At 63.3% G+C, this 25,019-nt stretch carries 21 protein-coding genes and 1 pseudogene; 14 read left to right on the top strand and 8 right to left on the bottom strand.

Annotated features, from left to right (window positions below):
* Nucleotides 1–7 precede the first annotated feature (7 nt).
* From ALC15_RS03385 to ALC15_RS03375, 3 genes are all read left to right on the top strand, one after another.
* The gene (locus tag ALC15_RS03385) at nt 8–601 is read left to right on the top strand and encodes a nitroreductase family protein (RefSeq protein ID WP_094193640.1); all 594 of its coding nucleotides are present in this window, start codon (nt 8–10) and stop codon (nt 599–601) included.
* A 577-nt stretch (nt 602–1,178) separates the two neighbouring features.
* Nucleotides 1,179–1,640: a CBS domain-containing protein gene (locus ALC15_RS03380; RefSeq protein WP_050626048.1), complete on the top strand. Its 462-nt coding sequence runs from the start codon at nt 1,179–1,181 to the stop codon at nt 1,638–1,640.
* 116 nt (nt 1,641–1,756) lie between these two features.
* Nucleotides 1,757–2,542, top strand: coding sequence for a 3'(2'),5'-bisphosphate nucleotidase CysQ family protein (locus tag ALC15_RS03375; protein WP_050626113.1), 786 nt, complete (start codon nt 1,757–1,759; stop codon nt 2,540–2,542).
* A 288-nt stretch (nt 2,543–2,830) separates the two neighbouring features.
* Here the strand turns inward: ALC15_RS03375 and ALC15_RS03370 are convergent, their stop codons facing one another.
* Nucleotides 2,831–3,967, bottom strand: coding sequence for an MFS transporter (locus ALC15_RS03370; protein WP_200914638.1), 1,137 nt, complete (start codon nt 3,965–3,967; stop codon nt 2,831–2,833).
* Nucleotides 3,968–4,367: 400 nt separating this feature from the next.
* Between ALC15_RS03370 and ALC15_RS03360 the strand changes: the two genes are divergently transcribed.
* The 3 genes from ALC15_RS03360 to ALC15_RS03350 are packed head-to-tail and all read left to right on the top strand — an operon-like array spanning nt 4,368 to nt 6,951.
* Nucleotides 4,368–4,553, top strand: a complete 186-nt coding sequence (locus ALC15_RS03360; RefSeq protein ID WP_050626045.1) for a hypothetical protein — start codon at nt 4,368–4,370, stop codon at nt 4,551–4,553.
* Nucleotides 4,550–5,566, top strand: coding sequence for an LOG family protein (locus ALC15_RS03355; protein ID WP_050626044.1), 1,017 nt, complete (start codon nt 4,550–4,552; stop codon nt 5,564–5,566). The genes ALC15_RS03360 and ALC15_RS03355 overlap by 4 nt, the downstream gene beginning before the upstream one ends.
* Entirely contained in the window at nt 5,479–6,951 is a 1,473-nt protein-coding gene (locus tag ALC15_RS03350; RefSeq protein WP_347336269.1) for an MBL fold metallo-hydrolase, read from the top strand. Before ALC15_RS03355 ends, ALC15_RS03350 begins: the two co-directional genes overlap by 88 nt.
* 62 nt (nt 6,952–7,013) lie before the next feature.
* On the opposite strand, the gene ALC15_RS03345 is transcribed toward ALC15_RS03350, so the two are convergent.
* Nucleotides 7,014–7,733, bottom strand: coding sequence for a CBS domain-containing protein (locus ALC15_RS03345; RefSeq protein WP_050626112.1), 720 nt, complete (start codon nt 7,731–7,733; stop codon nt 7,014–7,016).
* Nucleotides 7,734–7,916: 183 nt separating this feature from the next.
* Between ALC15_RS03345 and ALC15_RS44005 the strand changes: the two genes are divergently transcribed.
* The 4 genes from ALC15_RS44005 to ftsH all read left to right on the top strand — a co-directional run bounded on the left by ALC15_RS44005 (nt 7,917) and on the right by ftsH (nt 10,977).
* Nucleotides 7,917–8,408, top strand: a complete 492-nt coding sequence (locus ALC15_RS44005; RefSeq protein ID WP_157860858.1) for a hypothetical protein — start codon at nt 7,917–7,919, stop codon at nt 8,406–8,408.
* A complete protein-coding gene (locus ALC15_RS03340) occupies nt 8,384–8,683 on the top strand; it encodes a hypothetical protein (RefSeq protein WP_128089427.1) in 300 nt (99 codons plus the stop codon). The genes ALC15_RS44005 and ALC15_RS03340 overlap by 25 nt, the downstream gene beginning before the upstream one ends.
* Before the next feature lie 73 nt (nt 8,684–8,756).
* Nucleotides 8,757–9,104, top strand: coding sequence for a c-type cytochrome (locus ALC15_RS03335; protein ID WP_094193638.1), 348 nt, complete (start codon nt 8,757–8,759; stop codon nt 9,102–9,104).
* 31 nt (nt 9,105–9,135) lie between these two features.
* Nucleotides 9,136–10,977 (top strand): ATP-dependent zinc metalloprotease FtsH, encoded by a 1,842-nt coding sequence (ftsH, locus tag ALC15_RS03330; protein ID WP_050626040.1) that lies wholly within the window; start codon nt 9,136–9,138, stop codon nt 10,975–10,977.
* 85 nt (nt 10,978–11,062) lie between these two features.
* Here the strand turns inward: ftsH and ALC15_RS03325 are convergent, their stop codons facing one another.
* Nucleotides 11,063–11,797 (bottom strand): CBS domain-containing protein, encoded by a 735-nt coding sequence (locus ALC15_RS03325; protein WP_050626039.1) that lies wholly within the window; start codon nt 11,795–11,797, stop codon nt 11,063–11,065.
* Between the two features lie 486 nt (nt 11,798–12,283).
* Here ALC15_RS03325 and ALC15_RS03320 point away from each other — a divergent pair, with 486 nt between their 5' ends.
* From ALC15_RS03320 to ALC15_RS03310, 3 genes are all read left to right on the top strand, one after another.
* On the top strand, nt 12,284–13,105 hold the full coding sequence (locus ALC15_RS03320; protein ID WP_050626038.1) for a universal stress protein: 822 nt from the start codon (nt 12,284–12,286) through the stop codon (nt 13,103–13,105).
* A gap of 255 nt (nt 13,106–13,360) precedes the next feature.
* Nucleotides 13,361–13,573 (top strand): YgaP family membrane protein, encoded by a 213-nt coding sequence (locus ALC15_RS03315; protein WP_050626111.1) that lies wholly within the window; start codon nt 13,361–13,363, stop codon nt 13,571–13,573.
* 16 nt (nt 13,574–13,589) lie between these two features.
* Nucleotides 13,590–13,850 (top strand): hypothetical protein, encoded by a 261-nt coding sequence (locus ALC15_RS03310; protein ID WP_050626037.1) that lies wholly within the window; start codon nt 13,590–13,592, stop codon nt 13,848–13,850.
* An 18-nt stretch (nt 13,851–13,868) separates the two neighbouring features.
* Here ALC15_RS03310 and ALC15_RS43080 read toward each other — a convergent pair whose 3' ends face one another.
* Together ALC15_RS43080 and mgtA are read right to left on the bottom strand one after the other, a co-directional pair.
* A complete protein-coding gene (locus tag ALC15_RS43080; protein ID WP_128089426.1) occupies nt 13,869–14,099 on the bottom strand; it encodes a hypothetical protein in 231 nt (76 codons plus the stop codon).
* Nucleotides 14,100–14,202: 103 nt separating this feature from the next.
* The gene (mgtA, locus tag ALC15_RS03305; RefSeq protein ID WP_050626036.1) at nt 14,203–16,812 is read right to left on the bottom strand and encodes a magnesium-translocating P-type ATPase; all 2,610 of its coding nucleotides are present in this window, start codon (nt 16,810–16,812) and stop codon (nt 14,203–14,205) included.
* A 372-nt stretch (nt 16,813–17,184) separates the two neighbouring features.
* On the opposite strand from mgtA, the pseudogene ALC15_RS03300 reads away from it, so the two are divergent.
* Nucleotides 17,185–18,946: pseudogene (locus ALC15_RS03300) on the top strand (adenylate/guanylate cyclase domain-containing protein).
* Nucleotides 18,947–18,967: 21 nt separating this feature from the next.
* Here the strand turns inward: ALC15_RS03300 and ALC15_RS03295 are convergent.
* The 3 genes from ALC15_RS03295 to ALC15_RS03285 all read right to left on the bottom strand — a co-directional run bounded on the left by ALC15_RS03295 (nt 18,968) and on the right by ALC15_RS03285 (nt 24,921).
* Nucleotides 18,968–20,578: a peptidoglycan L,D-endopeptidase MepK gene (locus ALC15_RS03295; protein ID WP_050626035.1), complete on the bottom strand. Its 1,611-nt coding sequence runs from the start codon at nt 20,576–20,578 to the stop codon at nt 18,968–18,970.
* Between the two features lie 265 nt (nt 20,579–20,843).
* Nucleotides 20,844–23,123 (bottom strand): L,D-transpeptidase scaffold domain-containing protein, encoded by a 2,280-nt coding sequence (locus ALC15_RS03290; protein WP_050626034.1) that lies wholly within the window; start codon nt 23,121–23,123, stop codon nt 20,844–20,846.
* Nucleotides 23,124–23,430: 307 nt separating this feature from the next.
* The gene (locus tag ALC15_RS03285; protein WP_050626033.1) at nt 23,431–24,921 is read right to left on the bottom strand and encodes a sigma-54-dependent transcriptional regulator; all 1,491 of its coding nucleotides are present in this window, start codon (nt 24,919–24,921) and stop codon (nt 23,431–23,433) included.
* Nucleotides 24,922–25,019 lie beyond the last annotated feature (98 nt).

Here is a 25,019-nt window from a genome sequence, read left to right as displayed (position 1 = left end):
AAGGATCATGCTGACCTATTCGAAGCTCGACACCCTGACTGCCATCTATCAACGGCGTGCCGTGAGAAGTTACATTTCCGACAAGATCGAGCGTGGCACGATCGAACAGCTGCTGCATGCTGCGGTGCAGGCGCCTACGGCGCTTCATGCCGAGCCTTGGGCGTTCGTCGTCATCCAGGACAAGACGCGCTTGCGACAATATTCGAGCCGCGCCAAGGCGATGTTGCTTGGCCAGCAAGAGGCCACATTGCATTTCCAGAAATCAGAGCCCCGCGCGTTGGCGATGCTGTCCGATCCGGAGTTCAACATCTTCTATGATGCGGGCACGCTTGTCGTCGTCTGCTGCAAGGCGAAAGGTCCGTTCGTCGAAGCCGATTGCTGGCTCGCGGCTGAGAACCTCATGCTTGCGGCCACGGCACAAGGTCTCGGCACCTGCTGCATTGGCTTCGCTATTGGCATCCTGAACACCCCTGAGGTCAAGGCAGAGCTGAGGATTCCGGACGGCGGCGCGGCCGTTGCCCCGATCATCCTCGGCGTGCCGAGAGAGGCGCCATCTGCTGGAACGCGCAAGCCGCCCACGATATTGAAGTGGGTGCCGTAGCCAATGCCGGGAGACCGTTAAGCAAGAGCGCCGCTGCTGGTCGCAGAAGCACTGCCGGCAAAAAAGTACCCCGGATGCAGGAGCTAGCCGGGGCAGTCGGGGAGTTCTGGAAGATCTGCGGCGATCTATTTCTCTGGGCCACCTGCGTCGTCGTCACCTCAGTTCGGCGACGGCAACTGGCCGCAGATCATCGTGTTCGACAGGGAGGTGGATTCTGGCTCCAGAGCGTGAACCGTCGATTCCGGAGGCGCGATGAGTGTGTAACCCGATAACCGTCACCGCGATGCCGGCAATTAGAGCGAGCGCGACAATCCTGTGATGGGTCGCGCGGTTCGCTACGTGAAAGGTGTGGCTCATGGTCCGCTCCTGCACACAAAGCGTGCCTCAGAACCGCGTGCTTGGAAATTCGGGATTGTTCCCTACGGACATTTGCGGAGCTGACAGTTTGCCGGATGGCTTCGGAGCGCAGGACGGAGGCAAGGAGATGTATGGCGCGATTGATCCAGGTCAGCCCGGCCTCATCGCCTTTAGCGCATACTTGCTACGATCGGGTACGTGAAGCTTCACGGAGTATGCCATGTTGGCTTTGGAAGTCATGCGCACGTCGTTCGCGACGATCAAGCCGGGCGCGCCATTGCTCGACGCCGTTCGATTATTGCTGGAAACTGGCCAGCGCGGCTTGCCTGTGCTCGATGGCTCAGGCGCGCTGATCGGTGTTATCTCCGAGGGCGACTTCCTTCACCGTCGCGAACTCGGCGTACATTGGCCGGAGGGCTTCTGGTTCGAATGGCTGCTGAGCAGGGAGGAGGGACGGCTGGTCCGCGAGCGGACCCGGGCCCTGAGCGTCGACGCCGTGATGAGTCGCAAACCCGTTTGCGTCGGCGAACGCGCGACTGTGGACGAGATCGTTGCCGAAATGGACAAGCATCAGATATCCCAGGTCATCGTGCTCCGGGATACGCGGGTCGTTGGCATCGTTGGCCGCGTGCAGCTGATCACGGCACTTGAGCGAATACTCGCGCGATCCGAAGGCGACTGATGCGGAAGCTGCGGCGGGTAATTGTGCAGCGTGCGAGCGATCAGAGCGGGCTTCCGGCCGAGGGCGGCGACGACGAGAAGCAGCCGCGGCTTGACGCCCGCGCCGCAGTCGCGTTGATGGAACCTCTCACGGAACTGGTGATCCGCGCGGGTGCGCGTATCCTGGCGGTGGATCGGGCGGCCGCGCATGTGCAGGTCAAGCAGGATCGATCGCCGGTCACCGAGGCGGATCTTGCCGCGAACAGCATTCTGATCGACGGCCTGTCCCGGCTCGTTCCCAATGCGTTGGTGATCTCCGAGGAGTGCCCGCAAACGGTCGATCCCAGCCGTCATCAGAGTTTCTTTCTTGTCGATCCGCTTGATGGAACCAAGGAGTTCATTGCAGGACGCAAGGAGTATACGGTGAACGTCGCGCTGGTGACCGGGGGCGTCCCTCTGCTCGGCGTCATCGGCGCACCGGCGCTAGGCATGCTCTGGCGTGGAATTGTCGGGCGAGGCGCCGAACGATTGACGCTGCGCGACGGCCTCAGGCAAGCCCCGCAAGCAATCCGGAGCCGGCGTCATCCGCCCGGCAAGCCCAGCTTGGTGGCAGTAAGCCGATCACACAGCGACGAGAGAACGGCCGCGATGATCCGAGCGCGAGGCGATATAGTCCGGCGTCGGGTCGGATCGGCACTCAAGTTTGCCTGGGTCGCCGAGGGCAGGATAGATGCCTATCCAAGGCTGTCGCCGACCAGGGAATGGGATGTCGCCGCCGGCCATGCCATCGTAACCGCGGCAGGGGGTGCGGTCACGGACTCGAGCGGCGAGCCAATCAAGTTCGGGCAGATGCAAACAGGGTTTGTCGTTCCCGAATTCGTCGCTTGGGGTGATCCGGCCCCCATCCGCCGGAATCGTTCCTGAGCCGCACCCGACCCGAGGGATGCGCCAAGCCCGCGAAACATCCCAGGCCGGATTTGATTGAGATCAACGAAACGTTCCCCGTGAATCGATCTAATGCATTTGCGCAGGCGCTACTGCGCACCCCACCCGACGATGAAGCTGCCAGCTTCCCCCAAGCTGGCAGCTTTTTCGGGAATGGAGCGCAGGGGCCGGCTGGGGCATGATCCGGAAGAGCGTGAAACGGCTTTCCGCAAAAGCCATGCTCCAGAGCCAATGCGTGACGATAATTCAATACAATCGCATCGCAATCTAGCAGCGCCGCGGCGTCGACGGATGCGATGCAGCCTCTGACCCCGCGTGGAGCCATCGTCTGCCGAGGATCAATTGGACGGTCACGGCCATGATGCCATTGGCCAATAGCGCATAGCGCACGCCGACCAGATCGGCAGAAAGTCCGGTCAAGAGGCCGCCAAACGAAAGGCCCCCGCGCATGGCCAGCATGTACAGGCTTATCGTCCTGCCACGCAGGCGGGCCGGCGCTGCGGCGTTGAGGAGCGCGTTGGCCGCCGTATTGCTGATCGACATGCAAAAGCCGGCCACGACCAACAGAAGCGGAAGCACCGAAGTCCATGGGTTCACTGCCGCGATCGCGGTCATCGCGCCGTAAGCGGCGGCGAAAGCGGTGCTCAACTGGCGTTTGTCGCGGCCAGGTTCGACGCCGAGCATCACGACCGCTCCGAGCAGTCCTCCGATTCCGAACGCGCCGATGGCGAGGCTGAACTGGGTGGAATCGCCGTGCAAGATCTCCTTCACCAGGACCGGGCAGAAGACGATCAGTGGCCCGCACAAGGTGCTCGTGACCAGAACGGTGGTCAATGCGCCACGCATGTAGTCCGAGGCAACGATTCTGCGCAAGCCGAGAAGGAGCTGGTGACGGTCGAGTGAGCGGTCAGGGTCGGGGTTGGCCGAACCGGGCGGCAGAATCCAGATCGCGACTGCGATGAAGGGCAAATATGACGCGGCATTTGCAACGAAACAGCTGATCGCGCCGACGCTTGCGATCAACAACCCGCCGAGCGCCGGGCCCAGGATCCGCGAAAGGTTGAACTGTGTCGCGTTCAAGGCAATGGCGCTTCCAATCTGGTCCTGGCGGACGAGTGACGGCGCGATGGTCTGAAAGGAGGGCATCGACAAGGCGTCGGTGATGCCGACGATGAGTGAAAGGACGATCACCATCCATGGCTCGATGAGATGTGTCAGCATCAGGACCACCAGGGCGACTGGACATAGCATCTGGATGGCCTGAAACTTCGCGACGACCCAGCGACGATCGGCGTTGTCTGCGAGCATGCCGCCCGCCAGGATCAGCAGGAAGCTGGCGCCGACTGCACGAAGGTGTCCAATCCGATCACGAATGAGGAAGCGCCCAGGCTGAGCAGCAGCCATGGCTCAGCAACCTGCTGCGACCACATTCCGATATTGGACAGCAACGTGGCGGAAAAGTAGGTGCCGAATCGAGGCGCCCGCAGAAGCCGAAGCGATTGCCTGAACGTTTCGACATGTTTGGGCACGGCGAGCTGAAGTGACATGCTCTTCCACGCAAGAGATAGCCATGTTGGCTTCGGTGACCGATTGACGTAGTCCGATGCCCGGCCTGTGCCTCTCCGGAATCAAGGAAACGAGTAGACCCGTCGCTGGGCATGAACGTTGATCTGGCTCAATGCCGTGTCTGGTCGTCAAGGAGAACCATCGCCCGTCACACGGCTGAATTGACTTTGCTCAAGGCGTGCGCGCAAGCGGTCGCGGATGCTAGCTAACACCTATCGAATGTTGGCGAGGCCCTGCCATGATTGACCAAGTAAAGCCGCCTGCCGTCGAACAGCCCGCGAAGTACGGCACGGGTGTCGGTTGCGAAAAGCCGGGCGACCGCCACCGGCTTCTCGATCTGCTGGAGGACGACGAAGTTCGTGAGGCCCACAAGCACGACCCGGCGCTTGCTGTCTCCAAAACAGAGGGAAGGCCGGCGCCATGACTGACGAAGGGGGTCTGCGATCGGCCCGCCCGAGTTCGGTGCCGAAGCCGCTCCGTGCTGACAGGGGCGCGGCACTCCCGGGAGAGCAGCCCCAGGACGCCGAAGCGGACATTCGTGCGCCCGGCGCTCTGCGAAGCATCCTGCAATCGTCAAGCTATCAAGAGGCGGATCGGGACGAAAATTTTTTGCAGAGCGAAGCCACACGCGGCATTCGCCTCCAACTCGATTTTCTCAAGGCGGAGACCCTGCTCCGGGAACATCAGATCGCTCATACGATCGTCGTCTTCGGCAGCACGCGCATCTGCGAAGCGCAGGCGGCGCGCCGGGCCGTCGCCTCGATAGCTGATACGTTGGCATTGAATCCCGACGATGACGGCTTACAGCGCCGTCTCAAGTCGGCACGGCATATTGCGGCGAACAGCAAGTATTACAGAATCGCGCGCGAGTTCGGACGGATCGTCGGTGCCGCGAGCGAAAAGGCCATCGGCGGCCGCCTGATGATCATGACCGGTGGCGGCCCGGGCATCATGGAAGCAGCCAACCGGGGTGCGCACGACGTCGGGGCCCAGTCAATCGGACTGAACATTACGCTTCCGAAGGAGCAGGACCCGAACCCGTACGTCACGCCCGATCTCTGCTTCAGGTTTCACTACTTCGCGATGCGAAAGCTGCATCTCCTGATGCGCGCGCGGGCGCTGGTGGCATTCCCTGGCGGGTTTGGCACGATGGACGAACTGTTCGAAGTGCTGTCATTGGCGCAGACCCGAAAGATTGCGCCGGTGCCGGTCGTGCTGGTCGGCGAGTCGTATTGGCGTCGCGCATTTGATCCGGACTTCCTCGTCGAGGAAGGTGTCATCGATCCGGAAGACAGGGACCTGTTTTGGTTTGCGGAGTCCGCCGAGGAAGCTTGGCAAGGCATTCTGCGGTGGTACGAGGCGTCCGGCCGGCCGCTTCTTCCGGTCGGAGAGGTCGCCTCACGAGGCAAGACGATCAGTCAAGAGGTCGGATCGTGAAGTTATCCTTTCATGGCGCCGATCGAGCCGTGACCGGGTCCTGTCACCTGGTGGAATGCCTGAATCGACGCATTCTGATCGACTGCGGTCTTTTTCAAGGAAGCCGCGACCTGGTGGAAGAGAACAGCGCCGCCTTCGGGTTCGATCCCGCGACCATCGACTATGTTCTGCTGACCCATGCCCACCTGGATCACTGCGGCAGGATTCCATTGCTCGCCAAGCGAGGGTTCAGGGGTGAGGTGATCGCGACTGCGGCCAGTCGCGAGCTGGCTCGCCTCGTCCTGGTCGATGCCGCGCATCTCCAGGAAGAAGATGCACAGCGGAGATCCCGCCAATGGCGCAGGCGAGGGGAAGAGGAAGCGTTGCAGCCGCTCTTTAGCGTCGTCGATGCGCTCGATTGCTTCGATCGGTTTGGAAGGACGGCTGAATACGGGAAACCATTGCAGCTCGCAGAAGGACTTCGCGCGACCTTCTTCGATGCGGGCCATATCTTGGGCTCAGCGAGCATCCTGATCGAGGCCGCCGAGCACGGCCGCACGCGTTCGGTGCTGTTCTCGGGGGATATCGGCAACGCGGGTCGCCCGCTGCTGCGGCTGCCGAGCCCTCCGGCTCGCGCCGACATTATCGTCATGGAATCGACGTATGGTGACAGGCGCCATCGGTCGCTGCAAGACTCCGTCGAAGAGCTCTACGGCGCGATCGGCAGCACACTGGCGCGCGGCGGCAACGTCATCATCCCGACCTTCGCGCTCGAGCGCGCCCAGGAGCTTCTCTATGCCTTGCGCGAGGGGGTGGAGTGCAGCCGGCTGCCGCCGGCCATGCAGATCTTCCTGGACTCGCCGATGGCGATCTCGGCGACCGAGATATTCAAGCGGCATCCCGAATGTCTCAGCTCCGAGGCCGCTTCCATGTTTCGTGAAGGCCGGGATCCGCTGCAGCCGGCAAATTTGCGTCTCGTCCGCGAGAGTGCCGATTCGGTCGCCATCAACAGGATAACAGGCGGTGCCGTCATCATGGCCGGGTCCGGGATGTGCACGGGTGGGAGAATTCGCCATCATCTCCGGCACAATATCTGGCGCAAGGAATCGGCGGTCGTATTCGTCGGATACGCCGCTTCGGGAACGATTGCGCGGCAGATCATCGATGGGGCCAGGTCCGTGCGGATGTTCGGCGAGGACATTGCGGTTCGCAGCACCATCTACACGATCAACGGATTCTCAGCCCACGCCGATCAGCCGGAGCTGCTCGCATGGCGACGTGCGATCGGGGGATGCGAGGCAACATTCCTGGTCCATGGCGAAGAGCCCGCGATGCACGCACTCGCGGCGCGTCTGGAGGGACAGCGGGTCGAACTGCCGCGTCTGGGGGACGTATTTGATCTATAGGCGGTTCGCTATCGCGAGCCGCACCAATTCCGGCCAGGCAATCATCGTGAGCTGTTGCCGTTTCAGCTCGCAGCCTTCATGTCCTCGGGAGACTCGACGTAGAAGCCGGTATAAGTATCCACGAAGCAGAGGTGATCATGCACCTTCCTGACGCCGGCGGTGTTCTCCGCGGCCACGATGGTTGCTTCGCGCGCATGGTCACTGGTGACGATGCCGTGCAGATGGACAACGCCGTTGCGGACGGTCACCTCGAACCCGATCGGGCGCCAGCTCACGGCGTCGATCTGCCGGAGGATGCGATCACGGATATGATCGTCGTCTGCCGTCGGATCCGGAACCTCGTGCGCCAGGCTGGCCACGGCCTGGAGCAGATTTGATCGGGTCACGATGCCGACAAGGTCCTTGCCGCGCATCACGGGTAGTCGCTTGATGGCCTTTTTCTCCATCAGGTGCACCAACTCCTCGAGCGGCGTTTGTTCTTCGACCGTGACCGGATCCGGCGTCATCACATCCTCGATCCTGCGACCGCGCTCGTGGACGAAGTCCTCGGCTGCGCGGCCGGGTCCGAACAGGAACTGGAGGATCGCGGAGCGCTTGCGTCCGGTTCCGAGCTCGCCGCGGCGCAAGAAGTCGCTTTCCGACACGATTCCTACCAACTTGCCGCCGTCGACGACCGGCAGGCCGCTGATGTGGTTTCGCAGCATGACGTTGGCGGCGTCTTCGATCGAGGTCCGGGACGTAACGGTGACGACATTCCTCGTCATGATCTGGTGCGCGCGCATCGATGCCTCCAATGAGCCTATTTTTGTCAGAATAGGAGCTGCCACGCTCCCTGCCTTGACCTGGCTCAACCGGCTCCGTTCGCCACGCCTTGACCCTCGTCAAGCCGCTGATGATGCCTGGATAGGGTGTGTGGACAGGGGAAAACGGCGCGCCCGTGACGTCGGCTATCGGAGGGAAAGCCGATGCCACAGCAGCCGCGCGCTTCGACAATTCGAGATTACAAGGCCGGTCAAATTGCTCCGCGAGAGGCGGCGCCTGGGATCACCAAACGGTCGATGCGTTTGCATCGAGCGCCGTCCTATCGATGTCGAGCGCGGCGTCGTGCCCGCAGTGCCGCTACCCTCAGCCGCTTCGTCGCACTGCTCTCTGAAACGTGGAGAGCAATTGCAATTGATCCGAAGAGGATAATCATCAAAAGGGCCTTGACCGTTTCACTCGTCATCGCAGAGCCTCCGGATGCACCGTTGTTTGAAGTTGAGCGCAATAGCAGCGGCGTGTTGTTGCTCTGGATCAACAAGCTGACGATCGATGCGTTGAAGGCCCGCGAGCCTTGCAGCGCTGAGGCCGGACGTCTTCTTGATATCGATCAATCCCGGACAAGTGAGGCGGTGGCAAAAAGGGAACCGATGAAACCGCTTGGAAGAACGCGATGTTCCTGCACTTGCCGATTGTAATGCTGGCTACGTTGCCGCCGACGGCTGCAGCGAACGCCATGCCCAAATTCGATATCGTGCGTGAATGCAAGTCGGAAAGCGGGCCGGACGTATCCTTGGAGCGATGCACGCAGGACGAAGAGCAGGCACGCTCGCAGCTGCAGCCCTTGTGGACGCAATTTGCCGCCGCCGACAGGCTGACCTGCACGCGCGCGACAATCGCCGATGGTAGCGGCAGCTATGTCGAGCTGCTGATATGCTTGGAGATGGCACGTGACGCCAAGGCCCGCCGCTAGTGCGCCGTTCGGCCGTGCTGATGATCCAGCTCGCACCGTATCTGGCGGCGATTGAATCGAGATTGGATGTGCAATGCGGCAGTGGTTGTGTCGGGCCTTGGTCGTGATCGGCGCGTGCTGCGGTGGATCCCTGCACGCACAGTCCGACCTGGTGTCCCGCGGCCGCGATTTCGCGGATCTCGTATGCAGCGCATGTCACGTCGTGTCCGAACGAAAGCAAACCCCGATCCTGCGCGACCCGGGGCCGGCCTTCGTGCAGATCGCCAGGCGCGCATCCACGACCGACGGCGGTCTGCGTGCTTATCTCGATACGAAGCACCCGGATATGGGGCCGTCCGGGCGCATGCCGAATCCACGGCTGGCGGATTATCAGATCGATGAGGTCGTCGCCTACATGCTGAGCTTGCGCGATCATCCCTGATCATGGCGCAGCGATCGGAGGGCCATAGGAGATGAGCGAAAAGTCACCGACGCGGAGGCAGGTCTCGTGGCTTGCGATACTGGCATTCGGCTGGTTCGGCATGTTCCTGATGCAGTGGTACCTGACCACGGGTAGCACGGTCGAAACCATTCCTTACAGCAGGTTCGAGGAACTCGTCGCACAGGGCGCTGTTACCGACGTCGTGGTCGGGAAAGAGACGATCGAGGGGAAGCTCAAGGACAAGCTTGCCAATGGAAAGTCGGCCTTCGTTACGGCGCGGGTGGATTTGCCGCTGGCGGAGAAACTCGCTTCCAAGGGGATTTCCGTCACGGGAGCACCGTCAGATGGCTGGCTGGGAAATGTCGTTTCGTGGGTCGTGCCGCTCATCGTGCTTTATGGATTCTGGTTCTTCATGGCCGGCCGTTTCGGTGACCGGCAGGGCGTGAGCGGCGTCATGGGAATCGGAAAGTCTCGCGCCAAAGTCTATGTCGAGAAGGACATCAAAGTGACGTTCGCGGACGTTGCAGGTGTCGACGAGGCGAAGTTCGAACTGCAGGAGGTCGTCTCGTTTCTTAGAGCGCCCGAGAGCTATGGTCGGCTGGGCGCGCATGTTCCCAAGGGAATATTGCTGGTAGGCCCGCCGGGAACGGGCAAGACGTTGCTTGCGCGTGCCGTTGCCGGCGAGGCGGGCGTGCCCTTCTTCTCGATCTCTGGATCGGAGTTCGTCGAGCTGTTCGTCGGCGTTGGTGCAGCCCGGGTGCGGGATTTGTTCGAACAGGCAAGGAAGGCGGCCCCCTGCATCATTTTTATCGACGAGCTTGACGCCCTTGGCCGTAGCCGGATGCCCAGTGCGCTCGGCGGCTATGACGAGAAGGAGCAGACGCTCAATCAGCTGCTGGCCGAGCTCGATGGATTTGATCCGAGCGCCGGCGTCATTCTCCTGGCTGCGACCAATCGACCGGAGATTCTCGACCCTGCGCTGCTGCGGGCGGGCCGCTTCGATCGTCAGGTACTGGTGGATCGTCCGGACAGGTCTGGACGCGTTGCCATCCTCAAGGTCCATATCAAGAAGATCAAGATCGGTCCCGATGTCGATATCGACCTGATCGCAGGAATGACGGCCGGCTTTACCGGCGCCGATCTTGCCAATCTGATCAACGAAGCTGCCATCGCAGCGACGCGACGGAACGCCGGCGAGGTCGCTTCCGTCGACTTCACGGCAGCGATCGAGCGGATCGTCGCCGGCATCGAGAAGAAGAGCAGGACGCTCAGCCCGAGCGAGCGCAGGCGGACCGCCTATCACGAGATGGGCCACGCCCTGGTCGCCGCCAGCCTTCCGGGCGTGGACCCCGTGCAAAAGGTGTCGATCATTCCGCGGGGTGTCGGCGCACTCGGGTACACGATGCAGCGTCCTACGGAGGACAGGTTTCTTCTCACAATCAGCGAGCTAAAGAACCGGATTGCGGTTTTGATGGGTGGTCGAGCGGCCGAACGTCTGATCTTCGATGGTGACGTATCGACCGGAGCTGCGGACGACCTCCAGCGCGCCACCGAGATTGCGATTGAAATGGTCACGAAGCACGGAATGGATGCGGGCGTCGGTCAACGAACCTACGCTCCCAAGCCGCAGGCGTTCATGCCTGCCATGCAGGACATCGTCGTCAGTGCCGCTCAGGAGACGAGCCGCGAGATCGATCTTGCCGTTCGACAGCTGGTCGAGGTCGGTGAAGCCTGTGCGCAGGATATCCTGCGCAGTCGGCGAAGCGACCTGGAAGCCGGGGTAGAGCTCTTGATCAAGCAAGAAACGTTGACAGCTGAGCAATTTGCCCCGCTGTCCTCGGAGAGGTCGAAGGACATACGAGTTGTCGCATAGATTGCCGGTCGATCTCATCGGCAACGTTGCGCCCGGAAGGGAATAGGGCCTGAAGCCTACCTGTCGCGCCGGTGGCGAGCCACTTTCAGTGAGCCTGCTTCTCCAGCAGTTCCTGGTCTTCGGAAGATTTGAGGTAGAAGCCCGAGAAGCTATCACCCCAGCAGAGGTGATCATGCACCTCGACGACGCCGGGAACGTTCTCGGCCGCGACGATCGCGGCCTTGCGAAACCTGCTCTCGGTAATCACGCCGCTCAGATGGACGACGCCGTCTCGGACGATGACGCTGAGTCCCAGCGGGCACCAGGCTTTCGGTTCGATCTCGTCCAGAATGCGCCGCCGGATCTGGTCGTCGTTCTCGGTCGGAGCGGGCAGCTCGCGTGCAAGGCTCGCCACCGTTCGCAGCAAGCTGCTGCGGGTGATGATACCGACAAGCTTGCCGCCGCGCACCACCGGCAGCCGTTTGACGTTGTTCTTCTCCATCTGCTCGACCACAGTCGACAGCGGTGCATCTTCGGTCACGGTGACCGGCATGCGTGTCATGATCTCCGAGACCTTGCGTCCATGCTCGAATACGTAATCCTCGGCCCATTGTCCCGGTCCGAGGATGAAGGTCGCCAGCCAGTTGCGCTTCCTTTCGGTGCCGATCTCGCTGCGATGAAGGAAATCGCCTTCGGTGACGATGCCGACGAGCGTGCCGTCGAGATCGACCACTGGAAGCCCGCTGACGCGGTGCCGAAGCATGATGTTTGCCGCGTCGAGGATGGTGCTGTCGGGTGTCGTCGAAAGCACCTTACGGGTCATGATCTGGTGCGCGTACATCCGAACTTCTCCCATCATACTGGAACGTAGAATCAGCCTAGTTCCTGATGCATTGGGCACATTGATCTGACGCAAGCGGTAAACTGCGCGCGGTTTGATCTGGCGCAATGTCGCGCGGGCTCGCCGCGGTATGAAATGCGGGTCCTTGCAGGCCCAACACGCACGTCCTTCACAGAGGCCAGATCGTGTTTCCGGGCTGCGTTGGATGAAGGGCGGCGCTCGCCGTTGCATCCCCAGCGGCGGAGCCGCCCTTCCCCTGGATAGCTCCGGCGTCGCCGCGGGATCAGGCGACACGCGATCACTTCATGAAGGTCGCGGCCGATATGGGGCGCTCGCCCGCTCGGCCCGCAGCGTCAAAGCGGGATTCAGATCAGGCAGGCGCCGGACGGAGAGCTCAGGGGATCGAGGCACGCTTGACCTGGCTCAATGTCGGCAGAGCCGCCATGCGCAACAATGAATGATATTTCAGCGCGGTGGAGCAGGCACATGAATTTGGCCAATGTCATGGTTTACGTCGACCCTCAGCAGCAGGACGAGGGACAGATTCGCATCGCCGAGGGCATTGCGGACAAGTTTCATGCATCGATGATCGGCGTTTCAGCGTCCGCCATCGATCCGCCCGTTGTCGCCGAAGGGGTGATCATCGAGCAGACCACTGAAGACGACATCAAGCGGATGCGGGCCGATCTCGCGGCCAAGGGCGAGTGGTTCAGGAAGATCGTCGGACGGGACCGCCATCAGGTGGAATGGCGATGGGCACTGGAATCCCCGACTGCGTTCCTGGCGGAACAGGCCAGGGCGGCAGATCTGGTTGTCTTCAAGCGCCGGAAAGCCCAGTCCGATAATTTCCATTACCTCGACTCGGCCGAGGCGATCCTGCGGATGGGGCGTCCCACCCTGTCGGTGCCGGAAGGCGTGACCGGCCTGTCGGCCGACCGCATCGTAGTCGGCTGGAAAGACACCCGCGAGGCACGTCTGGCGATCCGGGACGCCTTGCCCTTCCTGATCAGGGCTTCGAGGGTCACCGTCGCCGAGATCTGCTCGTCGGACGAGCAGGACGCGGCGACCCGCCGCTTGCGTGACGTTGCGAGCTATCTCGAAAGGCACAGCGTCAATTGCCAGTTCGATGTACGCGTCCACACCGCCGAGCCAGATGCGGGGTACCTGATCAGACTGGCAAGGAACGAAGACGCCGACCTCATCGTCACCGGAGGCTATGGGCACAGCCGGCTCGGAGAATGGATGTTCGGCGGCATGACGCGCAGCTTGCTGCAGCAAGCTCCGATCTGCCTGCTGATGTCGCACTAGATCGGACGTCGCCCGAGGGAGCAGTGACGGTGGCCTCCGTGGACGTCGGTCTTGCGATCGCCATGGCCGTGAGCGCCGCCCGGCGCGCGGTCGGAGCAGCCGTCGGAGCGTCCTTGGTCATCCGAGGTCTGACAAATCGACAATCGGAGTGAAGTCCCGCTGGCTGATGACCCGCGTCGCATGAATTGATCACGATCAAGGGCTGTGGACTGGAGAGCGTTCAATATGGATTTGGATCAAAGGAGGTTCATTGCCATGACGCGCAACGTCGGACTTATTGATCAGTACGCCCGGATCATCATCGGTCTGGCTCTGATTGCATATACGTTGAAAGACGGCTCGCTTGGAGCAGGCTGGTTGGTCGCCGGTACTCTCGGAATCATCCTGATCGCGACAGCGTTCTTCTCGTACTGCCCGCTCTACACGTTGCTGGGAATCAATACCCGGCGCAGGTCCAGCTCGGTCTAGAGATCTGGCAACAGAAATGCATAGAAACCTGATTCTTGCCGAGTTGCGATCGCGACTCGATCGTCTCGGCGGCGGCGCTGTCTTGGCAATCTCCGATCATGATTACGAGCGGTTGTTTGGGATCAACGAGGTTGCTGCGGCCAAGGCCGCACAGTTTGCCAGCAAGCATCATTGCGTGAGCATTCCGGGAGAGGATGCGGTGTACTTCCGGAAATTGAACTCCGACGCGTATGGCTCGGCCGGGTTGGTTCAGGACGCGGCCGCAATGTCTCGCTGAACCGCAATCTGCGAAGCTTCAGTCGAGCGTGATGACGGTCAGAAGCAGCCGGAATATCTCCCAGCCGGCCGCCACCAGCAATGTTCCGACAATCAGCAGGCGGCCGTACCATGAAACGGTCGGACCGCTGCGAATACGCCGGCGTCGAACCGGTTGGCCGGCTATTGGCGTCGGCGCTGAAGCTGCGATGGCACGAGCATCGCTGTCGCGCACATCGTCAAGTTTCTGCTGGTTTCGTGATCGATCCATTTGTCGTCAAGCCGCACATTGTCTCGGTGCAGGATCGCATTCGGAGGAAAAGCAGCCTTGATGCGGATCAACGCTGGTCCCGCTAATGGCTAGCGTTCGTGAATCATCCGTTCAGCGTGGCGTCACTGGCGGGATAGCGTCGCTCCAACGCGGCGCGATTTGGCACATGTGCAGCGGCCGGGAGCGCAAGACGCTTTCCGGCCTCGGCCACGGCGAGGTAGCTGATCGTTATCAAAGTTATCGCACCCAGCAGCACCGGCGGCAGGGCCGCGAAACCGAACAGCGAATGGGCTGGTCCCAGTGCCAGGAAGATCCCCGAAGCAAGCGCGCCCAGCGAGCCGAATGCCAGGATGCGGTGCGGTCGGCTGGCGCGCCATGGCGGACGCCGCGAGCGGATCAGGAAGATCACGAGGATCTGGGTCGCGATCGATTCCAGGAACCAGCCGGTTTGGAATGCGGCCGCCTCAGCATGGAAGACCTTCAGGAGAATGACGAAAGTCGCAACGTCGAACAGCGACGAAATCGAGCCCATGACGAAGGTGAACCGCAGGATATCCGCCATGTTCCATGATTGGGGGCTCTCGGCATCTTCCTCGTCGATCTCGTCGAATGGAATGCCGGTCTCGGAGAGATCGTAGAGCAGATTGTTCAGGAGGATCTGCAGCGGCAACAGCGGCAGGAACGGCAGGGCAAGTGATGCCAGCGCCATCGATAGCATGTTGCCGAAATTCGAGCTGGTGCCCATGCGGACATATTTCAGGATGTTTGCGAACGTGCGCCGTCCCTCGATCACGCCCGCGCCCAGCACCGAGAGGTCCGGAGCCAGCAGGATCATGTCCGCAGCGGCTCGCGCCACTTCGGTCGCGCCGGCGACGGAGATGCCGACATGGGCGGCATGAATCGCCGGAGCGTCGTTGACGCCGTCACCCATGAAGCCGACGACGTGACCGCGCCGGCGCAAGGCGCGAATGATCCGTCTCTTCTGCTCCGGATCGATCCTGGCGAACAGGTCGACGTGCTCGATCTGGGTGGCGAGCGCCTGATCGGTCAAGCCGGCAATCTCGCCTCCGGTCAGGATGCGTCCCGAAGGCAGGCCGACGGCGTCGGCGACATGCGCGACGACCGCTGCGTGATCTCCGGAAAGCACCTTGATGCCGACGCCGCGTGCCGTCAGATCCCGAACCGAGTCGGCCGCATCGCGCTTCGGAGGGTCCGCGAAGGCGCAGAATCCGACCACCGTAAGGACGGCCTCGTCCTCGGTCGTGACGTCGACTCGGTCCGGCGCCATGGTTCGGATCGCGACGCCGAGCAGTCGAAAGCCTTGCCGCGCTTGGTCGTCCTGCAGGCGAACGAGCTGGGCACGGTGGCTATCATCCAGCGGTCGGGCCAAGCCGTCGACCTCGACCGCGACCGCACGGGCCATGATCGCTTCCGGCGCGCCCTTGACGATCAGGAAGCGGTCATTGTCTCGCGCCGCAAGGACCGACAGGCAGCGCCGCTCAAAGTCAAACGGGATCTCGGCGAGCCGGGTCCAGGCGCCGCTACCCGCCGGGCTTTCCGTGGCAAGCAGCGCCTCATCCAGCGGGCTGTGGATGCCGGTCTGGAAAGCGCTGTTCAATCGAGCCAGCTCGAGCACCCGATCACTGGAGTGCCCCGCGGGATCAAGATGTGCCGCGAGCGTGATCTTGGCTTCGGTCAGCGTGCCTGTCTTGTCGACGCATAGCGTGTCCATCGCGCCGAGATCGTGGATGGCAGACAGCCTTTTGACGATCACCTGCCGCTCCGCCATCCGCTGCGCTCCCCGCGCCAATGTCACCGTCATCACCATCGGCAGGAGCTCGGGGGTCAGGCCGACGGCGAGCGCGACGGCGAACAGGAATGATTCCATGGCCGGCCGATGTGCCACGAGATGGGCGAGCAGCACGAACAGCGTCAAAAACAGCGTCAGTTTGAGAATGAGCAGACCAAGCTTCTGGACGCCTTGCTCGAGCGCGCTTGGAGGATCGTTCGCCAACAGCTCGGCGCTGATCATGCCGAAGCGCGTACGACGCCCGGTCTCGACGACAAGCATTACCCCGCTGCCGCCGACGACGCTGGTGCCGGCGAACAGGGCATTGCTCGCTTCCGCAGGCAGGCTGGTGGCGCATGGCTCCGTGGTCTTGGCGGCGGGAAACGGTTCACCGGTCATGAGGGCTTCGTTCAGCTGGAAATCGCGTGCCACAAGCGCGACCCCATCGGCCGGCACGAGGTCGCCGGTCCGCAGCTCCACGACGTCTCCGGGGACGAGCTCGCTGACCGGCAGCGCGACGATCGCGCCATCGCGAATGACGTCAGCTTGGATGGCAACCGAGCGCCGCAACGCATCGGCGGCAACCTCCGCGCGGTGCTCCTGCACGATATCCAGCGTCAGCGACAGACCCACCACGAGCGTGATGATTGCAAAGCTCGCGAGGTCGCCGCTGAACCCCGACACGGCCGCCGCCGCGATCAGGATGGCAATCAGCGGATTGAGCAGTCGATGTACGGCCTTCTGCAGGATCGATCGCGTCGGCGACGGCTCGGCGAGGTTCGGGCCGACCTGGGCGAGCCGCTTCCTGGCCTCCTGTTGGCGCAGGCCGCGCCGTTGTGTGTTGAGACTCTGCAAGAGTGAATCGGTTGGCTCCCGCCAGAATGCTTCAACGGCTGGTCCATACGCGGACGGCTTGAGCGGCATGGGAATCCCGTGATGCTGGAAGGGCTCACAGAAATTGTAGTTCGGCCGTGCGGATTCGAGGTTGATGTGGCTCAAGCTGCCCGCGCTAGGGCAAGAGCCTTTGGCGGTAACCAATTGATCGGGAGTTCGAATCGCAATTCCGAACTGGCCCCGCGCGCAGCTCCGGCTGGCGCAGTCGGACGGCTCGTTTTCACGCAATGAGGGGGATCAGGCCGCGGTGGCGTGACTTTGTCGCCGACCCGTTTCCAACCGCAGCGAATTGGCCGCCCGCCCAGGGTACTCCCGATGGCTCCTGCCGGGCCTCTGTCGAGGCTTGGGTGACATCCCGGGATTTGCTACACTTGACGCGAGGTAACCGGGCAGATCGTTCAGATGGACGTGCCAGGACCAGAGCGCCGGCTCGCTGCGGTCCTCGCCGCCGACATGGTCGGCTTTAGCCGCCTGATGGAGGCTGACGAGACGGGCACCCTTGCGCGCCTCAAGACCCATCGGATCGAGCTGATCGATCCGGCGATAGCCAAGAATCGCGGCCGCATCATCAAGACCACCGGCGACGGCATGCTGGTCGAGTTTCACAGCGTCGTCGATGCGGTGCTGTGCGCGGCCGAGGTCCAGAGCCGGATGGCCAAGCGCAACACCGACGTTGCGCCGGCGCGGTGGATGCAGTTTCGCATCGGCATCAATCTCGGCGATGTGATCGTCGACGGCGCCGACATCTTCGGCGACGGCGTCAATGTCGCGTCTCGCCTGGAGACGCTGGCTGAACCCGGCGGCATCTGCATTTCCGGCGCGGTCCGCGACCAGGTCGGCGATCGCCTGGAAGACCTGAGCTTCGAGGATCTCGGTGACCAGGCCGTCAAGAACATCGCGCGTCCGATCCGGGTTTTCCGCGTCCATTTCGAATCGGGCGCCAAACCCGCGGCCGAGCAGCCGAGTGTTGTGGCCCGTCCCGTCGTCGCCAAGAAGCCCTCCATAGCGGTGCTGCCGCTCGTCAACATGAGCGGCGATCCGGAGCAGGAATTCTTCGCCGACGGGCTCACCGAGGACATCATCACCGAGCTATCGCGCTTCCACGATCTGCTGGTGATCTCACGCAATTCGACCTTCGTGTACAAGGGCAAGGCCGTGAAGGTGCAGGACGTCGCGAAGGAGTTCGCGGTCGACTACGTGCTGGAGGGCAGCGTGCGCAAGGCGGGCGGCCGGATCCGCGTCACGGTACAGCTGATCGACGCCGAGGCCGACCGGCACGTCTGGGCCGAACGCTACGATCGCGAGCTCGCCGACATCTTCGCCATCCAGGACGAGATGACGCGCGCGATCGTATCGACTGCCGGGACGCGTCGAGGCGGCGGCGCATGATCGCGTCAAGCGCAAGCCGACTGACAACATGGCGGCCTATGAGTGCGTGCTGGCCGCCAAGGTGCTGCATCATCGCTCGGCACGGGATGACAATGCGGAAGCGCAGCGCCTGCTCGAGCGGGCGATCGTGCTCGATCCCAACTACGCCCATGCGCACGCCTGGCGAGCCTGCGTGCTCGGCCAGACCTGGGTCTACAGCTGGTGCGACGACCGCGACGCGACCTTTGCGCAGGTGGCCGCCGAGCTCGAGATCGCGCTGAAGCTCGACGACAACGACAGCGACGTGCATCGGATCCTCGCCGCGCTGAACCTCAACCGCGACGACCACGACAAGGCAACCTTCCACCAGGAGCGCGCGCTGACGCTCAACCCGAACTATGACCTCGTCGTCGTGCAGCAGGGCGAGCTGCTGACCTGGCTCGGGCGGCCGGAGGAGGGCATCGACTGGATCAAGCGCGCGATGCGCCTCAATCCGTTCCATCCGGAGCGCTTCTGGAGCCACCTCGGCCGGGCCTGCTACTGCGCCGAGAAATACGCCGACGCGGCGGAGGCGTTCTCGCGGATCACGCGGCCCGACCATACCCATCACGCCTTCCTCGCCGCGACCCTGGCGCAGATGGGCAACGCGGTGGCGGCCACGGCCCATGCCGCCGAGGTGCTGAAGCGCGAGCCGGCCTTCTCGGTCTCCGCCCACCTGGCAACCCAGCACTACAAGCGCGAGCCCGACCGCGCGCGCTACGAGGCCGGCCTGCTCAAGGCGGGACTGCCGGCTTGATCAAACGGCTTTGGGGATGAGCTAGCGCAGCGAGGCGGTGCGCAGCACGAAGGACTGGGTGGTCAGGGGAGCGGTCGCCGAGCCCGAGAAGTGATCGCAGGTCATGCCCATCATCGGATCTTCCGAGAAGGTCATGGCGACGGCGGCCTGCGGCTTTACGAAGTGAGCCCGCATCATGCTCATGTCGGTGTCGCCAAGCACCGTGGTCAGCATGGCATTGCTCGCGCTCGGCGCCAGCATCACGACGCGCATCCAGACGTCGTTGCCCTTGGCGGCCGAAATCCGCGCCGACGTGGTGATCACGCCCTGGCTAGGCGCGCCCTTCGCGACGATGGTGTTGATTTCGGTAGCCGGCGCTGCCGCACTGCGCGCCGGGCGCACATTGCGCGGGATCGGTGCGGTTGCTGCGACGATGTTGGCGCGATCGACCGGCGATGACGTCGCGGGCGCATAAGCGAGCGCCTTGTTGAAGTTCTCGGTCGCGCTGGCGGTGGTCTGCGGATCGGCGCCGCCGACCGCCTCACGGGCCTTCAGCGCGGCGATCTGCGCGGCCGATGCCTGCTTCGGTGCGGCCGACTCGTCGCCCCAGAAGCCGCGGGCATTGATGATGTCGGCGGGCGATTGCGGCGCGGTGTTCTCGGCGGTCTGCACCACCTGCATCGCCGGCTTGGCCTTTGGCGTCGGAACGAGCTGGGCGTCGGCGGCGGCGAGCTGGATCGCGGCGGCGAATTGCGGCTTGGCGCGCGGCAGCGGAACCGGATCGGCGGATTTGGTATCCGCAGGCTTGGCGGGAGCTGCGGCCGCAACCACCGTGTTCGCGGCGGGCTTGTCGTTCACGCTGGCCGCGCCTTCGTCTTCATCGTCGCTCGACTTGCCGCCACCGAACAGTTTCGCGAACAGGGTCGGCTTGCTGATGATGGCGGCATCGTCGCCATTGCCACGGCGTTCGATGTCGGCCTTGGCGAGCTCATAGCCCTTCAGCGGCGTACCATCGCTCGGGACATGGACGGTGCGGCCGTCGGGGAACACCCGGACCAGCTGCTCGCGGGTCATCCGCGGCCAGTGGCGGATGCCACCGGTGTCGAGATGCACGAACGGCGAGCCGGAGGTCGGATAGAAGCCGACGCCGCCGCGCTGCAGGCGCAGGCCGGCGAAGCGAATCTGCTCCAGCGGCACGCCCGGAATGAAGAAGTCCATCGCATGCCCCAGCATGTGCTGGCTGTGGCGCGCGACGCCCGAGGAGCGGCGGCGCAGCATGGCGTTGGTGGCAGGGGCGCGATAGGCGGAGATGATCTGGATCGGCTGCTTGCCGCCGACGTCGCTGTAGACTTCCCAGAGGATGTCGAACAGATGACGGTCCATAACCGTCTCATCCTGGGAGCGCCAGTCGCGCAGGAAATGATTGATCTGCTTCAGCGCGGCTTCGTCGTAGCGGCCATCGCGCTTGAAGGTGACGGTGAGGTCTTCGCCGGAATGGGTGTGGTGGAACGAGAGCGTGCGGGTCTGGTTCAGCGCCGTCGCGTCGTGCACCGATCCCGCGCCGGCCAAAAGCAACAGCGCAGTCAGGCCGACTTGGTACCCGGCCTTAGGCAACGACAGCGGATTGTAGCGGCGTGCGAAGACAGCCAGCACTCTGAGCCCACCCAGTCGACGAGCGTTCGGTCGGCATCTTTCGCAGACCCCCTGCGGAAGACGGTGAACGCTTTCTTAAAGCGGGAGGGTTAACCGAGGTTTACCGACCCGCCCCCAAGTTAGGCTTAACTAACTGGGCGAGTGTGGCAAAAGATAGCCCAGTTCCCCGGCCGACAATGGAAATGGTTAACGTAAACGATCTCGCCTTCTGAGCGAGATCGTTGATTTTGCTTCAAAATTTATCGCAATCGGGCCGCGAAACAGACTAGCGGGTAATCACCCGGCGCTGCTGCTGGGCCTGGCCACGGCGGACCGGCTGCGGCTCCGGCTGGCCGAATCCTCCGAACAGACGCTCGAAGAAGTTCGGTCCGGAGGACCCGAAGCCGCTGTTGTCGCCGGCAACGTTGACGCCAGGAGGCAGGCTGCTGCTCGGCGGACGTGAATAGCTCGGCTGGGCGTGCGCCACCACCGTTTCGAGATCCTTGCCGCGGCTGTTCTTGAGCAGCGACAGCATGGTGGCGTCGCGGCCGTAGACGTCCCTGCGGATCTGCAGCTTGCCGGCGTCATCCACGAACGCGGTCTGGTAGGTGATGTTGACCGGGATCGGCGTCGGGAATTTCAGATCGACTTCGCTCGAGCCGTACATGCTGCGGATACGCTCTGGCGTGTAGTGCTGGTTCGGCTCGGTGATGTTGAGCAGCACGGATGCGTACTGATCCGGGTTCTGTACCCGCATGCAGCCATGGCTGAAGGCGCGCTCATCCTTGGCGAACAGGTACTTGTCCGGCGTGTCGTGCTGATAGACCAGGAACTTGTTCGGGAAGTTGAAGCGGATGCGGCCGAGCGCGTTGGCTTCACCGGGTGGCTGCGAGATGTGGATCGAGCCGTCGCGGTTGCGCTCGAGCTTCAGGCCCATGCGCTGCAATACCGTCGGATCCTGCTGCAAGGCCGGCAGATACTCGTTGTAGATGATCGACGGCGGCACGTTCCAGGTCGGGTTGACCGTGATGTACTTCATCGTCTCGGTCAGGAGCGGCGTGGCGTGCTGGCCGGGCTTGCCGGTGACGACGCGCGTGGTCCAGACCTGCGCGCCGTTCTGCATCACCTTCAGCGTGTAGTCAGGGATGTTGAGGATCACATAGGCGTTGCCGACATTGGCGGCGCCGAGCTGGCGCGGCAGCCAGCGCCAGCGCTCCATGTTGACGATCACGGTGTCGATCTGGCGGTCGCGCTTCGGACTGTTCAGCGCCTTCACCGTGCGCTCGTCGAGCACGCCCGTCGGCTTGAGGTCGGCGCTGCTCTGGAATCTCTCCACTGCCCGCGCGACGGTCGCATCATATTTCGTGCTGTCGGCATTCTCGCTGATGCCGAGCTTGCCCCGCAGCTCCGGTACGCGGGGGTCGTCCATCTCGACCGCGGCCTGCTTCTTGCGCGCCGGCACATATTTCAGCGCCGGGCCGTCCGCGATCGTGATGACAGGGCCGTCGCCCTGGCCACGCAGCTCGGCGAGCTTCTTCTTCAGCTCCTTGTAGAGCTTCTGCGGCGGGTTGTAGCCGTCGAGCGCGGCCGAGGCGTCCTTGGCAGAGGTCACATTGGTGAACACTTCCGCCGGATCGATCGGGTGCTCCGGATAGAGGATGTCAGCCGACACCTGCGACCAGTGCATGCGGCCGCTCTGGGCCTGGCGCGCGTAGTCCAGCATGCTGGCGGCGAGCTTCAGCTCGGCGTCGGCCAGCGCGTCGGGCGAGGTCGCCGCGGCGAAATCCGGCACCGGATAGTCTGCTGCATCGAGGCCGTCGGCGGCGGCGTCCTTCAGTCGTGCGATGACGCCCTTGCCGGCGTCGGTCAGCTTGCCGGCCTTGGTGAAGACAGGCGCGTATTCGCGGGCCGAATAGAATTTCTCGGCAGCCGCGCGCTCGTTCTTGCGATCGAAGGTGCGCAGCGACTTGCTGGCAAGCAGTTCGCGCAGCTTGTCGGCGACCGGCTGATCCTCGGCGGCAACATTGCTCGCGGCCTTCGCGGGTTCAGTCGCAGGGGCTGCGGCGGTCGCGGGAGCCGGAGCTGCGGCGGGCGCCGTTGCGGTGGCAGGCGCGGGTGCTGCCGCAGGCGGCGCAACCGCGGTATCGGTCTTCGGTGCATCGGCCTTCGGCGCATCAGCGGGCTTCGTCGCCGGCGCGGTGGCGACATCGGCGGGCTTCGGCTCGACGGCTTTTGCCGTTGCGCTCGGCTCTGCCGGCTTTGCATCGGCAGGCTTTGCGTCAGTGGGCTTGGCCTCGGTGGCCTGCACGTCGGCGGGCTTCACGTCGGCCGGTTTGGCTGCGTCGGGCAGCGCGGCGGTGGTGTCGGCCTTGAAATCGCTCGCGGTGGGCGGCGGCACGTTGGCCGGTTCGGGGCGCGGGATCGCAGCGTCGATCGCAAGTTCCGAGGCGCTGGAGCGAGGCGTGTCCTGCGCGAAGGCCGAGCTCGCGGACACCGTGAGGAAGGTCGCCGCGACGGCCATCAAGACGCGGTCAAATCCTCGACGGTTGTTCGAACAGTCACGCATTTTCTCACCCCCTGGGTGGAACTGCCCCCTTAGATTTTGGAACAGTTCAAATCGGTATTCGGTTTCATAGCTTGCGCGAAAGCGCCGGCTTCTCGATCGACTCGCACGCCTGCACGCAACTAACGCAGACGATACATTTGCCCCTCTTATGCAGCCAGCACCATGCGGGGCAACTCACGACAAACTGACCTCGAAGCGGCTGATTTCGCTCGGGCTGTGCGTTTTTGCCACGCGGCACAGCCTTTGTCTGTCACCGGCACGACACGGTTCAAAAGGTTCCCTGGTATGGCCTCGGCGGCCTCAGGGTTTAACCGGCATCGCTGGTGCGCGCGCCGGCCGCAGCCTCGTCGAGCTTGCGATAGAGCGTCGAGCGGCCGATCTTGAGACGGCGCGCGACCTCCGACATCTGTCCGCGATAATGCGAAATCGCAAAGCGGATGATCTCGTTCTCGAGATCTTCCAGCGGGCGCATCTCGCCCGCGGCATTGAGCATCGAGAGGCCGCCGGCGGTCGGGAGAGCGGTTGCGACCGGTATTTCATTACCAGGGATCATGGCAGGTGCCGTGGACGGCGACACCACGAGCGGCTCGCCCTGCAGGGATTTGCCCTCCGGCACCGGATGCGCCGAGCCTTGCGGGAAGTCCGCGAGCCCAAGCTGGTCGCCGTCGCTCATGACCACGGCGCGATACACCGTATTCTCGAGCTGACGGATGTTGCCCGGCCAATCGAGCTGCGCCAGGTGCGCCATCGCATCGCCGCTGATGCCGGTGATGTTGCGGTTCTCCTCGGCGCAGAACCGCGCCAGGAAGTGCCGCAGCAGGTGCGGAATGTCCTCGCGCCGCTGCCGCAGCGCCGGAATCGTCAGCGGCAAGACATGCAGGCGATAGAACAGGTCCTCGCGGAACTGGCCGGCTTTCACGAGATCGAGCAGCTTGCGGTTGGTCGCCGAGATGATGCGGACATCGACCTTGACCGGCTTGCGTCCGCCGACCGCCTCGACGGTGCCTTCCTGCAGCGCGCGCAGCAGTTTCACCTGCGTCGCCAGCGGCAATTCGCCGACCTCGTCGAGGAACAGGGTGCCGCCATGGGCTTCGACGAACTTGCCCTGGTGGCGCTCGGTGGCGCCGGTGAAGGCGCCCTTCTCGTGGCCGAACAGGATCGATTCGACGAGATTGTCCGGGATCGCGCCGCAGTTCACCGCGACGAACGGCTTGGCCTTGCGCTCGCTGCTACCGTGGATGGCGCGCGCGAACAGTTCCTTGCCGACGCCAGACTCGCCCTCGATCAGCACGGGAATCGTCGAGGATGCCGCTTTCTGCGCCGTGCGCAGCACCCCGGCCATCGCCTCGCTGCGGGTGATGATGTCGGAGAAGGTCAGCCGGCCCTCGCGGCTGTGGCGGATGCGCTGCAATTCGCCCTTCAGCGCCGAGGCGTTGAGGGCGTTGCGCAGGGAGACCTGCAACCGCTCGAAGCCGACCGGCTTGACGACGAAGTCCTGGGCACCGGCCCGCATCGCCGACACCACATTGTCGATCCCGCCATGCGCGGTCTGCACGATGACCGGGACGGTCAAACCAGCTTCACGAATCTTTGCGAGGACTCCGAGACCGTCGAGGCCCGGCATCACGAGGTCGAGCACGACGGCATCGATCGCCTGCGTCTCGGATGCGGTCAGGGCCGCTATCGCCGCGTCGCCACTGTCCACGACGAGGGGCTCATAGCCGCACTTCTGCACCATGTTTTCAACCAAACGACGCTGTACTGCGTCGTCATCGGCGATCAAAATGGTGGCAGCCATGGTTTTCCCCGCACGCTACGATTATTTGTCTCGAATCGGGGCACTGTCGCCGATGCCGATTAACGCACTCTTAAACGTTGCAAACCCGCCCTTATTCC

The sequence above is a fragment of the Bradyrhizobium viridifuturi genome (assembly GCF_001238275.1).
Lineage (GTDB): Bacteria > Pseudomonadota > Alphaproteobacteria > Rhizobiales > Xanthobacteraceae > Bradyrhizobium > Bradyrhizobium viridifuturi.
The sequence above is the reverse complement of the archived record's forward strand: the minus strand, read 5'-3'. Positions and strand labels throughout refer to the sequence as shown.

What these genes read in the sequence shown, in the direction of transcription:
- ALC15_RS03385 (WP_094193640.1), top strand. Translation starts at nt 8, where the DNA reads ATGCTGACCTATTCGAAGCTCGACACCCTGACTGCCATCTATCAACGG.
- ALC15_RS03325 (WP_050626039.1), bottom strand. Translation starts at nt 11,797, where the DNA reads ATGTACGCGCACCAGATCATGACCCGTAAGGTGCTTTCGACGACACCC.
- ALC15_RS03375 (WP_050626113.1), top strand. Translation starts at nt 1,757, where the DNA reads ATGGAACCTCTCACGGAACTGGTGATCCGCGCGGGTGCGCGTATCCTG.
- ALC15_RS03310 (WP_050626037.1), top strand. Translation starts at nt 13,590, where the DNA reads ATGCATAGAAACCTGATTCTTGCCGAGTTGCGATCGCGACTCGATCGT.
- ALC15_RS03340 (WP_128089427.1), top strand. Translation starts at nt 8,384, where the DNA reads ATGTTCCTGCACTTGCCGATTGTAATGCTGGCTACGTTGCCGCCGACG.
- ALC15_RS03290 (WP_050626034.1), bottom strand. Translation starts at nt 23,123, where the DNA reads ATGCGTGACTGTTCGAACAACCGTCGAGGATTTGACCGCGTCTTGATG.
- ALC15_RS03370 (WP_200914638.1), bottom strand. Translation starts at nt 3,967, where the DNA reads ATGGCTGCTGCTCAGCCTGGGCGCTTCCTCATTCGTGATCGGATTGGA.
- ALC15_RS03335 (WP_094193638.1), top strand. Translation starts at nt 8,757, where the DNA reads ATGCGGCAGTGGTTGTGTCGGGCCTTGGTCGTGATCGGCGCGTGCTGC.
- ftsH (WP_050626040.1), top strand. Translation starts at nt 9,136, where the DNA reads ATGAGCGAAAAGTCACCGACGCGGAGGCAGGTCTCGTGGCTTGCGATA.
- ALC15_RS03345 (WP_050626112.1), bottom strand. Translation starts at nt 7,733, where the DNA reads ATGCGCGCGCACCAGATCATGACGAGGAATGTCGTCACCGTTACGTCC.
- ALC15_RS44005 (WP_157860858.1), top strand. Translation starts at nt 7,917, where the DNA reads ATGCCACAGCAGCCGCGCGCTTCGACAATTCGAGATTACAAGGCCGGT.
- ALC15_RS03315 (WP_050626111.1), top strand. Translation starts at nt 13,361, where the DNA reads ATGACGCGCAACGTCGGACTTATTGATCAGTACGCCCGGATCATCATC.
- mgtA (WP_050626036.1), bottom strand. Translation starts at nt 16,812, where the DNA reads ATGCCGCTCAAGCCGTCCGCGTATGGACCAGCCGTTGAAGCATTCTGG.
- ALC15_RS03285 (WP_050626033.1), bottom strand. Translation starts at nt 24,921, where the DNA reads ATGGCTGCCACCATTTTGATCGCCGATGACGACGCAGTACAGCGTCGT.
- ALC15_RS43080 (WP_128089426.1), bottom strand. Translation starts at nt 14,099, where the DNA reads ATGGATCGATCACGAAACCAGCAGAAACTTGACGATGTGCGCGACAGC.
- ALC15_RS03355 (WP_050626044.1), top strand. Translation starts at nt 4,550, where the DNA reads ATGACTGACGAAGGGGGTCTGCGATCGGCCCGCCCGAGTTCGGTGCCG.
- ALC15_RS03360 (WP_050626045.1), top strand. Translation starts at nt 4,368, where the DNA reads ATGATTGACCAAGTAAAGCCGCCTGCCGTCGAACAGCCCGCGAAGTAC.
- ALC15_RS03320 (WP_050626038.1), top strand. Translation starts at nt 12,284, where the DNA reads ATGAATTTGGCCAATGTCATGGTTTACGTCGACCCTCAGCAGCAGGAC.
- ALC15_RS03380 (WP_050626048.1), top strand. Translation starts at nt 1,179, where the DNA reads ATGTTGGCTTTGGAAGTCATGCGCACGTCGTTCGCGACGATCAAGCCG.